Origin of the sequence: Bradyrhizobium sp. CCBAU 53415 (assembly GCF_028128735.1) — a bacterium.
GTDB lineage: Bacteria > Pseudomonadota > Alphaproteobacteria > Rhizobiales > Xanthobacteraceae > Bradyrhizobium.
In genome coordinates this window covers 902,223-914,628 of the sequence record NZ_LBJF01000001.1, presented here as the reverse complement: position 1 = coordinate 914,628, position 12,406 = coordinate 902,223, and the positions used below count along the sequence as shown (strand labels likewise).

Below are 12,406 nucleotides of genomic sequence, written 5' to 3'. Positions count from 1 at the left end.
CTCTCAGTATGGGCGACGAAGCAATGCTGCGGGCGCACAGGCGCACCGCACATCGTCGGCAGAGCATGGTGGCATGCGGTAGCGTCAATTGACAGGGGCATTGCCGGGGCTACCCTGCCGAACAGAAGAACAAATAAATGAGGGCAGGGAATCGCCTTGAAACCCGTCACCGCATCTTGAGCACATCCGCACGACCTTCCGCGCTCGCGCCATTTCGCATCCGCAACTATCGTTTCCAGTGGCCGTCCGACCTGCTCACCTCCTGGGCCTTCGAGGTCGAGACGTTGGTGCTCGGCTGGTACATCATTGTCGAGACCGGCTCGGTGCTGCTGCTCACCGTGCTTGCGTCACTCCAGTTCGTGGGAACACTGGTCGCGCCCGTGTTCGGCATGATCGGCGACCGCATGGGTCATCGCGATCTCCTGGTCGCGATGCGTCTTGCCTATACGGCGCTCTCGTCGACCATCATGGTCCTGGCGCTGACCGGTCAGCTGTCGCCGCTGAGCGTCATGATCATCGTCGCAATCATGGGCCTGATCCGCCCTTCTGATCTCGGCGTCCGGGGCGCGCTGCTTGCCGAGATCATGCCGGCCGAGCAGCTGGTGGGCGCCATCAGCGTCGCGCGCACGACCCAGGACAGCGCGCGCATCGCCGGAGCATTGACCGGCGCCGGGCTGTTCGCCATCCTCGGCATCGGCCTGGTCTATGTGGCGATCGCCGGTCTCTACCTCGCGGCCGCGCTTCTGATGCTCTGCCTGACCCGACCGAAAAGGACCGTCACCACAAGTGATCTCCCGGCGAACAGCCACGCCGTTTCGAGATTGCTGGGCGATCTGAAGGAAGGCATCGTCTATGCCTGGAATGGCCCGGGAATGCGCGCGGCGCTGTGCGTCGCGTTCCTGGCCAATCTCACAGCATTTCCCTTCACGGGCGGACTGTTGCCCTACATCGCCAGGGAGATCTTTCATACCGACCAGACCGGCCTCGGCTATCTCTCGGCGAGCTTCGCCGTCGGTTCGCTGATCGGCTCCATCACGCTCAGCCTGGTCAGTGGAGTGCGGATTGCCCGGCTTCTGATCGGCGCGACACTGGCGTGGTACGCCATGCTGCTGGTATTCGTCGAGATCAGGACCTTGCCGGTGGCGATGGCCTGCCTCGTCCTCGCCGGCATCGCCCAGAGCATGTCGATGATCTCGGCCGCCGTCATTCTGATGCGCACCGCGAGCGCACATCTGCGAGGCCGCGTCATGGGCGTCCGCATGATGGTGATCTATGGCTTGCCGATCGGACTGCTCGCGGCCGGCAGCCTGATCGACATCATCGGATATTCCGCGACGGGTTCGCTCTATGCCGTCGCCGGCTTCATCGCGATGATGGCGATCGCCGTGCGCTGGCGCGCCGACCTCTGGCCGGAACATGCCCCCGCCAATGCGCGGTGACGAGGCGGAGGTCCACGCCTCCTAATCCCCGTAGCCGCGCAGCCGCTCGACGTCGAGGATGGTGACCCCGCCATATTCCAACCGCAGCAGTCCCTCCTTCTCGAGCCGATTCAGCGCGCGGTTGGCGTTCTGGCGGGACATGCCGGAAAGCGCGCCGATCTCCTCCTGGGTGATCTCCAGATGCGCGGTCGATTCCGGATAGAGGATCGGGTTGAACAGCGAGGCGATGCTGCGGGCGAGGCGCGCGGTGGCATCCAGGGTACGGTTGACCTCGAGCATGCCGATGAACTGGCCGAGCCGCTCGTTGAGCTGGCGCACCAGGAAACGGTTGAAGCCGACGCTGTTCTCGAACAGCCACATGAAGGCGCTGCGTTCCATCAATGCGACGCGGCTGTCGCGCAGCGCGACCACGTCATAGCGGCGCGGCTCGTTCTTGAGCACGCTGCCCTCGCCGAACCAGGCCCCTGCCGTCAGCCCGGCGAGGCTGGTCTCCTTGCCGTCGCGCGAGACTCCGCCCATGCGGGCAAGGCCGCTGACCATGCCGGCCCAATAGGCGAAAATGTCACCGCGCATGAACACGGTCTCGCCGGTGCCGTAGGACCGCTCCGTGATTCCGGCACGCGCGACCTCGATCTCTTCTTGCGTGAGCTCGCGCGACCAGGCGGCGACGCGCTTCAGATGATCTTCTGAAATCATGATCTCGCGGCCAGCCGCACCGTTTCGTCACTCCGCCTTCTGCTGCATTGCAACATGATGGTTTCGACCGCCATTCGACCAAAGATGCAGGCCGCTGCCGCCGGCAAACTTTGTCGCAGAATTGTCAGCCGGGAGACATTTAAAAATAGCGCTTTCCCCTATTGAGGACCACCTCGGGCGATACGGCTTTCGGTCCCAAACGGGAACGAGAGTGGCGCGGCTCCGGTCGAGACCATCTGCTGCATGGCCTCACCGCCACCGCCGTACTAGGATCGCTCGACAGAACGGACGAAGAGCGCCGCAAAAAAGCGCCATCACCGGGAGGGATTCGTTTGGTGGCTACCAGTCTCGAAGTGCGCGGCGTGTCCTTGCGATTCGGCGGCGTCCGAGCGTTGACCGACGTGGGCTTCGCCATCAAGGAGGGCGAGCTGTTCTCGATCATCGGCCCCAACGGCGCCGGCAAGACCTCGATCGTGAACTGTATTTCCGGTCGCTACAAGCCGACCGAAGGCCAGCTGTTCTACCAGGGCCGCGACATTACCGGCCTGACACCGAATGCCCGCGCTTCGCTCGGCATCGGCCGCACCTTCCAGAATTTGGCGCTGTTCCACCACATGAGCGTGCTCGACAACATCATGGTCGGCCGCCATCACCTGCTGAAGAACAATTTCCTCACGGGCTCGCTGTACTGGTTCACCGGGGCGCGCAAGGAGGAACTCGAGCACCGCCGCAAGGTCGAGGAGATCATCGACTTCCTCGATCTCCAGTCGGTGCGCAAGGCAACCGCCGGCACCCTCTCCTACGGCCTGCGCAAGCGCGTCGAGCTCGCTCGCGCCATGGCGCTGGAGCCGCGCCTGATTCTTCTCGACGAGCCGATGGCCGGCATGAACTTCGAGGAGAAGGAGGACATGGCCCGCTACATCGTCGATCTCAACGAGGAGTTCGGGATGACGGTGGTGATGATCGAGCACGACATGGGCGTGGTGATGGATATCTCCCATCGCGTCATGGTGCTGGATTTCGGCAAGAAGATCGCCGAGGGCGATCCGGGCACGGTGCTCGCCGATCCCCACGTCAGGCGCGCCTATCTCGGCGAGGAGGACGAGGTGCTGGTCGATCCCGACGATGCTTCGCCGGCGCAGGAGAGCGCGGCATGATGGATTATGCGGGCCGGGTCGCCCAGGCCGATACCTATCCCAAGATGCTCCGGCTCAACGCGAAGGAGCACGGCAACGAGATCGCACTACGCGAGAAGGATCTCGGGCTGTGGCGCATCTTCACCTGGAACGACTATCAGATCCGCGTGCGCGATTTCGCGCTTGGCCTCGTCGAACTCGGCCTTGGCCGCGGCGACGTCATCGGCATCATCGGCGACAACCGGCCGGACTGGGTCGCGGCGGAAGTCGCAACGCATGCCATTGGGGGCCTCAGCCTCGGGCTCTATCGCGACGTGCTCGACGAGGAGGCCTCCTATCTCCTCAACTACGGCGAGGCGCAACTTGTCTTTGCCGAGGACGAGGAGCAGGTCGACAAGCTGCTCGCCCTTGCCGAGCGTGCGCCGAAGCTGAAGCACATCATCTATTCCGATCCGCGCGGGATGCGGAAATATGACGATCCCAGGCTGATCTCGGCCGATAGGTTCGCCGAGCTAGGCCGGGCACGTGCCGCGCGCGAGCCGGAGCTTTACGACAGACTGGTCGATGCCACCAACGGAGAGGACGTCGCGATCCTCTGCACGACGTCGGGCACCACATCCCATCCCAAGCTCGCGATGCTCGCCGCCGGCCGCGTGCTCGGCCATTGCGCGACCTATCTCGCTTTCGACCCCAAGGGACCGGACGACGAATACGTCTCGGTGCTGCCGCTGCCCTGGATCATGGAGCAGGTCTACGTGCTCGGCAAAGGCCTCTTATGCCGGATGAAGATCAACTTCGTCGAAGAGCCCGATACCATGATGAACGATCTGCGCGAGATCGCGCCGACATTCGTGCTCTTTGCTCCACGGGTCTGGGAATCCATCGCCGCCGACGTCCGCGCCAAGGTGATGGACGCAACGCCCTTCAAGCAGCGCCTGTTCGATATCGGCATGAGGAGCGGCCTCGCCGCGCTCGAACAGGGCAAGCGGTCCGGCTTTGCCGACGCCATCCTGTTCCGCGCGCTGCGCGACCGCCTTGGCTTCACCCGGCTGCGGTCGGCCGCGACCGGTGGCGCCGCGCTCGGGCCTGATACGTTCAAGTTCTTCCAGGCCATGGGCGTGCCGCTGCGCACGCTGTACGGCCAGACCGAGCTGTTGGGGGCCTACACGCTGCACCCCGAGGGCAAGGTCGATCCCGACACCACCGGCGTGCCGATGGCCGACAACGTCGAGATCCGCATCGACAATCCCGACGTCCACGGCGTCGGCGAGATCGTGGTGCGGCATCCCAACATGTTCCTCGGCTACTACAAGAACCCCGAGGCGAGCGTGGCCGACATCAAGGACGGCTGGATGCTGTCGGGCGATGCCGGCTATTTCAACGCCGACAGCCAGCTCGTCGTCATCGACCGTATCAAGGATCTCGCCGAAACCTCGCGCGGCGAGCGCTTCTCGCCGCAATTCATCGAGAACAAGCTGAAGTTCTCGCCCTATATCGCCGAGGCCGTGGTGCTCGGGGCCGGCCGTGACGCGCTCGCGGCGATGATCTGCATCCGCTACTCCATCATCTCGAAATGGGCGGAGAAGAACCGCCTCTCCTTCACGACCTACAGCGATCTCGCCTCGCGGCCCGAGGTTTACGCGCTGCTCCAGAAGGAGGTCGAGACCGTCAACGCCACGCTGCCGCAGGCCCAGCGCATCTCACGCTTCCTGCTGCTCTACAAGGAGCTGGATGCCGACGATGGTGAGCTCACCCGAACGAGAAAGGTGCGCCGCGGCGTCATCAACGAGAAATACGAGGGCATCATCGACGCCATCTACCGCGGCGATTCCGACATCCCCGTGGACACCGTGATCCGCTTCCAGGACGGCACCACGCAGCGGGTGCGAACGACGCTGCGCGTGGTGGACCTCGGCGGGCACGGGCACATGGCGGAGGCTGCGGAGTGATGTCGTTTCACAGCGCGCTGCCAGTCGGTGCGCCCTCTCCCCTTGTGGGAGAGGGCTTCTCCGCAGCCAACCACACCCTCACTCGGGTGAGGGGTCCTCTCTCCGCACTGTCGCTGCCGAGGGAGCCCCTCACCCGTCTTCGCTTCGCGAAGCCCCCCTCTCCCACCATGGGAGAGGGGAAGAGCGCGCCGGACTCGTCATCGAGCATCACAACATGAACACCGCCTTCCTCATTCAGCTCCTGGTCAACGGCCTCGTGGTCGGCACGCTCTATGGCGTGGTCGCGATGTCGTTCGTACTGATCTACAAGGCGACGCAGGTCGTCAATTTCGCGCAAGGCGAGCTGCTGCTGGTCGGCGCCTGGGTGTGCTGGGCGCTGCTGGCGAAATACCAGGTGCCGTTCTGGATCGGCATGCCGATCACGCTGGTGTTCATGTTCGTGTTCGGCATCGCGGTGCAGGTTCTCATCCTGCGGCCGATGATCGGCGAGCCCATCATTTCGGTGATCATGGTGACGATCGGCCTGTCGACCGTGCTGCAGGCGACGCTGAAATGGATGTTCGGCGTCAACCCGCAGCCGTTCCCGCGCGTGTTCGAGAGCCAGTCGGTCGGCCTGTTCGGACTGCAGATCCAGACTGTCTATGTCATGAGCCTCGTGGTCTCGGTCGCCATGATGATCGGCATGGCCTGGTTCTTCCGCGCCTCGAAATATGGCCTCGCCATGCGCGCCACCGCGTTCAACCAGCAGGTCGCGCAATCGCTCGGCATCTCCGTCAAGAGCGTGTTCGCGATGGCCTGGGCGATCTCGGCCACGGTGTCGGCGGTCGCGGGCGTCGTGGTTGCGGTCGTGAACGGCGTGTCCTCGGGGCTTGCGGCCTACGGCATCAAGGTGTTCCCGGCGGCCATCCTCGGCGGGCTGGATTCCGTCGGCGGCGCCGTGCTCGGCGGCATCATCATCGGCCTGCTCGAGAACGTCGCCCAATATGTCGACAGCGAGTATCTGCACTGGGGCAATCTCTACGAGATCGCGCCGTTCTACGTCCTCATCATCGTGCTGATGATCAAGCCCTACGGCCTGTTCGGCACCCACGACATCGAGCGGATCTGACCCATGGCCGGCCCTACCCTCATTCCTGCTGGTGATTTCCGCACCTCCTATGCGGCCGACACCACGATCTTCCCGACCACCACCAGCCGCAACTTCGCGATCGCGGGCGTTGCGCTGCTGTGCCTCGCGCCGCAATTCTTCAGCGGTTACTGGCTCAGCATCCTGATCCAGATCGGCATCTTCTCGATCGCGGCGCTCGGCCTCAACATCCTGGTCGGCTTCACCGGCCAGATCTCGATCGGGCACGCCGCCTTCTTCCTGCTCGGCGCCTTCACCTCGGCCTACATTTCCAATAACGCGCCGATCCCCGTGTTCTTCGCGATCCCGCTCGCCGGAATCGTTACTGCGCTGGTCGGGCTGATCTTCGGCATCCCGGCGGCGCGGCTGAAGGGACTCTACCTCGTCATCGCGACGCTGGCCGCGCAATACATCCTGCTCGACTTCTTCTCCCGCGCCGAATGGTTCTCGGGCGGGTCGGTGCCGGCCAGCGCGGAGCCGTTCTCGATCTTCGGCTACACGCTGCGCGGCGACAGGCAGTATTTCTACGTCGTGCTGGCCTATGTGCTGGCGAGCTACATCCTCGTCACCAATCTGATGCGCACCCGCGATGGCCGCGCGCTGGTGGCCATCCGCGACCATTATCTCTCCGCCGAGATCATGGGCATCAATCTCACCAAGTACCGTACGCTGTCGTTCGGCCTCGCCGCCTTCTTCGCCGGCATCGCCGGCGCGCTCTATGCGCACTACCAGCTCGTCGTGTCGCAGGAAGGCTTCGGCATCGAGCGCTCGATCCTGTTCCTCGCCATGATCATCATCGGCGGCACCGGCTCGGTCATGGGCACGCTGATGGGAACCGCTTTCGTGGTGCTGCTGCCGGAATCCATGGAATTCATCAGCCTGTATTTGAAGGGCGGCGCAATCGACAAGGCGCTGTCGCTCAACACCAACATCACCTTCCTGCGCGAGATCGCCATCGGAGTGATCATCATCGCATTCCTGATGTTCGAGCCTGACGGGCTCGCGCATCGCTGGCGGCAGATCAAGGCGTACTGGAAACTCTACCCGTTCTCGCATTGAGCGCGGGCAACTTCACTTAAACAATAAACAGGAGGAACCGACCCATGAAGACAAAGTCCCTTTTGAGCACCGCATCGCTCGCCCTTGCGATCGCCGCGTTCTCGGCAAGCGCAAAGGCGCAGATCGCGATCGGGCATCTCGCCGATTATTCCGGCGGCACCTCGGACGTCGGCACCCCCTTTGGGCAGGCCGTCGCCGACACCTTTGCCTGGGTCAACAAGAATGGCGGCATCGGCGGCAAGCAGGTCAACCTCGACACCAACGATTATGGCTATCAGGTGCCGCGCGCGATCGCGCTCTACAAGAAATGGTCGGCACCGGACAGCAAGGTCGCCGCGATCATGGGCTGGGGCACCGCGGACACCGAGGCGCTGACCGGCTTCCTCGCCCAGGACAAGATTCCCGACATGTCCGGCTCCTATGCCGCCGCCCTCACCGATCCCGAAGGCGTCAGCGGCAAGGCCAAGCCCGCTCCCTACAATTTCTTCTACGGCCCGAGCTATTCGGACTCGCTGCGCGCGATGCTGATGTGGGCCGCCGAGGATTGGAAGGCCAAGGGCAAGCCCGGCAAGCCGAAATTCGTGCATATGGGCGCAAACCACCCCTACCCGAACGCACCGAAGGCCGCCGGCGAAGCGATGGCGCAGCAGCTCGGCTTCGAGGTGCTGCCGCCGCTGGTGTTCGCGCTCGCGCCGGGTGACTACAGCGCGCAGTGCCTGAGCCTGAAATCCTCGGGCGCCAACTATGCCTATCTCGGCAACACCGCGGCCTCCAACATCTCGGTGATGAAGGCCTGCAAGACCGCCGGTGTCGAGATCCAGTTCCTCGGCAATGTCTGGGGCATGGACGAGAACGCCGCCAAGACGGCCGGAGATGCCGCCAACGGCGTGATCTTCCCGCTGCGCACCGCAGTGAGCTGGGGCGGCGATGCGCCCGGCATGAAGACGGTGATGGAGATCTCGAAGATGTCCGACCCGACCGGCAAGGTCTATCGTCCCGTGCACTACGTCGCGGCCGTCTGCTCGGCGCTGTACATGAAGGAGGCGATCGATTGGGCCGCTAAGAACGGCGGCGCCACCGGCGAGAACGTCGCCAAGGGCTTCTACCAGAAGAAGGACTGGGTGCCGGCCGGAATGGAAGGCGTCTGCAATCCCTCGACCTGGACCGACAAGGACCATCGCGGCACGCTGAAGGTCGACCTCTATCGCACCAAGGTGTCAGGCGCGACCGACGGTGACCTCAACGATCTCATGACCAAGGGCACGATCAAGCTCGAGAAGGTCAAGACCGTCGAGCTGCCGCGCAAGCCGGAACTGCTGGGGTGGTGAGCCACGTTGCCCCACACACAACTGTCATCCCCCCGCGAAGGCGGGGGATCCAGTACGCCGCGGCTTCTCGATGAGTCTCCGGCGCCTCTGGAATACTGGGTCGCCCGGTCAAGCCGGGCGACGACAGCGGAGTAACAAAGCATGACCGAGACCGCAGAGGCCGTTCGTCCCACTCCCACCGCCGTGCCGCCCGCCGCCCTCCTCGCCGTGCGCAACATCGAGGTCGTCTACGACGACGTCATCCTGGTGCTGCGCGGGCTCAGCCTCGACGTGCCCAAGGGCGCGATCGTCGCGCTCCTCGGCGCCAACGGCGCCGGCAAGTCGACGACGCTGAAGGCGATCTCCGGGTTGCTCAAGACAGAAGACGGCGAGGTGACGCGCGGCGAGATCCTGTTCGAAGGTGAGCGGATCAACGGCATCGACCCCGACAAGATCGTCCGCCGCGGCATCTTCCAGGTGATGGAGGGCCGGCGCATCGTCGCCGACATGACGTCGCTGGAGAACCTCAAGCTCGGCGCCTTCACCCGCAGGGACCGCGAGGTCGATGCCGACCTCGACATGGTCTTCAACTACTTCCCGCGCCTGAAGGAGCGCACCGGTCTTGCCGGCTATCTCTCCGGCGGCGAGCAGCAGATGCTCGCGATCGGCCGCGCGCTGATGGCGCGCCCGAAGATGATCCTGATGGACGAGCCTTCGATGGGCCTGTCGCCGCTGCTGGTGAAGGAGGTGTTCTCGATCATCCAGAAGATCAACCGCGACCTCGGCGTCACCATTCTGCTGGTCGAGCAGAACGCGCGCGCTGCGCTCTCGGTGGCGAGTCACGGCTACATCATGGAACAGGGCAAGGTCGTGCTCGACGGCAGCGCGGACGAATTGCGCGACAACGAGGACGTCAAGGAATTCTATCTCGGCGGCGCCGGCGACCAGCGCAAGAGCTTCAAGAACCTCAAGAGCTTCAAGCGGCGCAAGCGCTGGCTCTGACAAAGCGTTTTCGAGCGAAGTGGGGACCGGTTCGCGTGAAGAAAACGCGTCAAAACAAAAGAGCCTTACTCGAGCACCTGCTCCGCTTCCGTGACTGCGCAGAGAACATGATAGAACGACGACGCAGGAATGACGTCGATCAGCGATTTGCCGTCGCGATCGAACTGATCGTACCAGCCGCCCTTCACGGGATGGCTGAGATAGTGCCGTTCGAGCCGCACCAGCGCCGCGCGCGCCTCGTCCGCCGCGCCCGCCTCGCCGGACTCCGCCTGCGCAATCCACGCCTTCGCGATCTCGGTCTGCGGCCACAGCCGGCGCGTGCTGCGACGGATGTTGCCGACGTCGTCCCCTTCGTCGATCAGGCAGCCCGTGGCCTCGTCGCGATAGCGCAGCGCGGTCGACAGCAGTTCGGCACGCCGCTGACCGGTCGGGCAGCCCGTGATGCGTTCGAAACCCTTCAGCAGCCAGACCCATTCCGCCTGGTGGCCCGGCTCGACGCTGACCGGCTCGATCTTCGACCAGTCCTCCTCGAAATACTCCGTCAGGATGCGCTTCTGCTTGTCGTAGAGATTGGCCAGGAACAGCGCGAAGAATTCGCCGGCGCGGTTCTGGAACGAGAGATCGTGGGTCGCCTCGAAGCACGCGATCATCGCCTCGAACAGATGCATATGCGGGTTCTGCCGGCGCGGCAGCGAGACCGGAAGGCCCTCGTGAACGCCGCCATGCGGCGAGCGCAGATGGCCGTCGAGGAAGGCGAGCAGCGCATCGATCTCGGCGCGGACCTGCGCATCCTGGTCGAGAGCGTAGACGCTCGCGAGCGCAAACAGGATGAAGGCGTGGTCATAGGCATCGCGCCGGCCATCCAGCACCGTCCCCTCCGGCGTCAGCCGGTGCACATAGCCGGGCCGGCCGTCGGGCGCCTTCGCTCTCGCCAGCAGATGCTCCAGCCCCTTCAGCGCGATGGAGCGCCCCTGAGGGTACCAGCCCATCTGCGCAGCCTTGGCATAGCACCAGATCTGGCGCGCCTGCACAAACACGCGCCGGGGCGCGGCCGCATCCGCCACGCCGTCGCGGTGCAGCCTGTCGATGAAGCCGCCTGCGGCGTGATCCCAGCCGACGGTCGACCACAGCGGCAGCGCCTCGTCGATCATGCGGCGCTTCAGGCGCGCGACGACGTCCGCAGCCTCATCCGCCGCAATGCTTCCTACGTCCGCCATCGGGTCCTCTCTCGGCCTCGCCACTGGCGGTCTGATACCCATGCCGGTGGCGGCGCGCAACGGATGCAAATACGGAAACAACAGCCATGACCGCCCATTACGACGCCCGCGAGACGCGAGAGCCGGCAGCCCGCGAGGTCGATCTGTTCTCCCGCCTGCCGGAGGTGCTGCGAGCCGCGATGGCCGCCCCGGCCTATGCCGAGCGGCTCAAAGGCTTGGATCCCGCCGCCGTGACGTCCAGGGCGGCGCTGGCGGGCCTGCCGGTGTTGCGCAAGTCGGAACTGCCCTCCCTGCACAAGGCCTCTGCGCCCTTCGGAGGCTTCGTGGCGGACGCCCCCGGCTCGTTCGCCCGTCTCTTCACCTCCCCTGGGCCTATCTTCGAGCCGGAAGGGCGGCAGGCCGATCCGTGGCGCGGCGCAAGGGCGCTGTTCGCGGCCGGGTTCCGTCCCGATGACATTGTCCTCAACACCTTCAGCTACCATCTCACCCCCGGCGGCTTCATCTTCGATGCCTCCGCACGCGCGCTCGGCTGCGCGGTCATCCCGGCCGGTCCCGGTAATACCGAGCAGCAATTCGAGCTGATCGAGGCCTACCGGCCGGCGGGTTACAGCGGCACGCCGGACTTCCTGAAGATCCTGCTCGATGCCGCGGCGAGCTCGGGGCGCGACATCTCCTCGATCAAGCGCGCGCTGGTTTCAGGCGCCGCGTTCCCGCCCTCGCTCCAGGCCGAGATCAAGGCGCGCGGCATCGACGCCTACCAAGCCTTCGGCACCGCCGATCTCGGCCTGATCGCCTTCGAGACCGAGGCGCGCGAGGGCATGGTCGTGAACGAGGACCTGATCCTGGAGATCGTCAAGCCCGGCACCGGGGATCCGGTAGCGCCGGGCGACGTCGGCGAGATCGTCGTGACCTCGCTGGACCCGCACCATCCCTGGATCCGGCTCGCGCTCGGCGACCTCACTGCGGCCTTGCCCGGCACGAGCCCTTGCGGACGCACCAATATGCGCATCAAGGGCTGGATGGGCCGCGCCGACCAGACCACCAAGGTCAAGGGCATGTTCGTCCGGCCCGAGCAGATCGCCGAGATCGGCAAGCGCCATTCCGCACTCGGAAGACTGCGCCTCGTCGTCACGCGCCAGGGCGAAGCAGACGCGATGACGCTGAGAGCGGAAACGGCAGCCGCGAACGAGGCCTTGCGTGAAGAGATCGCGGCCAGCTTGCGCGCCGTGACGAAACTCGGCGGAAGCGTCGAACTGGTCGGCCCCGGCACGCTGCCGAATGATGGCAAGGTGATCGCGGACGAACGCTGACTTCAACAGAGTCCGGCAGCGCGGTCGCTTTCGCGAACGCATCGATCAGGCGACCGTACAGCGAGTTGCTGTCCGCATGGCGCCCTGATGCGTGAAGCGCATTCCTTCAGCTGCGATCACCCCGCCGTCGCGCAGCAGCACCGCGCACGTCGTGATGCGCGTATT

10 protein-coding genes are annotated in these 12,406 nt (G+C 64.8%); 8 read left to right on the top strand and 2 right to left on the bottom strand.

Translation table 11 applies throughout. From position 1 onward, the window contains the following. The first annotated feature begins 176 nt into the window (after window positions 1–176). Window positions 177–1,439, top strand: coding sequence for an MFS transporter (locus XH87_RS04220; RefSeq protein ID WP_271586278.1), 1,263 nt, complete (start codon window positions 177–179; stop codon window positions 1,437–1,439). A 21-nt stretch (window positions 1,440–1,460) separates the two neighbouring features. Here XH87_RS04220 and XH87_RS04215 read toward each other — a convergent pair whose 3' ends face one another. After that, window positions 1,461–2,135, bottom strand: coding sequence for a Crp/Fnr family transcriptional regulator (locus XH87_RS04215; protein WP_271586277.1), 675 nt, complete (start codon window positions 2,133–2,135; stop codon window positions 1,461–1,463). 335 nt (window positions 2,136–2,470) lie between these two features. Between XH87_RS04215 and XH87_RS04210 the strand changes: the two genes are divergently transcribed. From XH87_RS04210 to XH87_RS04185, 6 genes are all read left to right on the top strand, one after another. Further along, window positions 2,471–3,292, top strand: a complete 822-nt coding sequence (locus tag XH87_RS04210) for an ABC transporter ATP-binding protein (protein ID WP_271586276.1) — start codon at window positions 2,471–2,473, stop codon at window positions 3,290–3,292. After that, window positions 3,289–5,220, top strand: coding sequence for a long-chain fatty acid--CoA ligase (locus XH87_RS04205; protein WP_271586275.1), 1,932 nt, complete (start codon window positions 3,289–3,291; stop codon window positions 5,218–5,220). The genes XH87_RS04210 and XH87_RS04205 overlap by 4 nt, the downstream gene beginning before the upstream one ends. A gap of 214 nt (window positions 5,221–5,434) precedes the next feature. After that, window positions 5,435–6,328 carry a branched-chain amino acid ABC transporter permease gene (locus XH87_RS04200; RefSeq protein WP_271586274.1) on the top strand — a complete coding sequence of 298 codons (894 nt, stop codon included), beginning with the start codon at window positions 5,435–5,437 and terminating at the stop codon, window positions 6,326–6,328. Between the two features lie 3 nt (window positions 6,329–6,331). Next, window positions 6,332–7,405, top strand: coding sequence for a branched-chain amino acid ABC transporter permease (locus tag XH87_RS04195; RefSeq protein ID WP_271586273.1), 1,074 nt, complete (start codon window positions 6,332–6,334; stop codon window positions 7,403–7,405). 44 nt (window positions 7,406–7,449) lie between these two features. Continuing rightward, window positions 7,450–8,733, top strand: a complete 1,284-nt coding sequence (locus XH87_RS04190; protein WP_271586272.1) for an ABC transporter substrate-binding protein — start codon at window positions 7,450–7,452, stop codon at window positions 8,731–8,733. Window positions 8,734–8,874: 141 nt separating this feature from the next. Next, window positions 8,875–9,714 carry an ABC transporter ATP-binding protein gene (locus XH87_RS04185; protein ID WP_158671348.1) on the top strand — a complete coding sequence of 280 codons (840 nt, stop codon included), beginning with the start codon at window positions 8,875–8,877 and terminating at the stop codon, window positions 9,712–9,714. Window positions 9,715–9,779: 65 nt separating this feature from the next. On the opposite strand, the gene XH87_RS04180 is transcribed toward XH87_RS04185, so the two are convergent. Then, complete coding sequence (locus XH87_RS04180) at window positions 9,780–10,931, bottom strand: AGE family epimerase/isomerase (protein ID WP_271586271.1); 1,152 nt, start codon at window positions 10,929–10,931, stop codon at window positions 9,780–9,782. 86 nt (window positions 10,932–11,017) lie between these two features. Between XH87_RS04180 and XH87_RS04175 the strand changes: the two genes are divergently transcribed. Further along, a complete protein-coding gene (locus XH87_RS04175) occupies window positions 11,018–12,241 on the top strand; it encodes a phenylacetate--CoA ligase family protein (RefSeq protein ID WP_271586270.1) in 1,224 nt (407 codons plus the stop codon). The last annotated feature ends 165 nt before the right edge of the window (window positions 12,242–12,406 follow it).

Bases quoted from the DNA above. Each gene is read 5' to 3' on its own strand.
- XH87_RS04195 (WP_271586273.1), top strand. From the start codon at position 6,332: ATGGCCGGCCCTACCCTCATTCCTGCTGGTGATTTCCGCACCTCCTAT.
- XH87_RS04175 (WP_271586270.1), top strand. From the start codon at position 11,018: ATGACCGCCCATTACGACGCCCGCGAGACGCGAGAGCCGGCAGCCCGC.
- XH87_RS04185 (WP_158671348.1), top strand. From the start codon at position 8,875: ATGACCGAGACCGCAGAGGCCGTTCGTCCCACTCCCACCGCCGTGCCG.
- XH87_RS04205 (WP_271586275.1), top strand. From the start codon at position 3,289: ATGATGGATTATGCGGGCCGGGTCGCCCAGGCCGATACCTATCCCAAG.
- XH87_RS04215 (WP_271586277.1), bottom strand. From the start codon at position 2,135: ATGATTTCAGAAGATCATCTGAAGCGCGTCGCCGCCTGGTCGCGCGAG.
- XH87_RS04180 (WP_271586271.1), bottom strand. From the start codon at position 10,931: ATGGCGGACGTAGGAAGCATTGCGGCGGATGAGGCTGCGGACGTCGTC.
- XH87_RS04190 (WP_271586272.1), top strand. From the start codon at position 7,450: ATGAAGACAAAGTCCCTTTTGAGCACCGCATCGCTCGCCCTTGCGATC.
- XH87_RS04200 (WP_271586274.1), top strand. From the start codon at position 5,435: ATGAACACCGCCTTCCTCATTCAGCTCCTGGTCAACGGCCTCGTGGTC.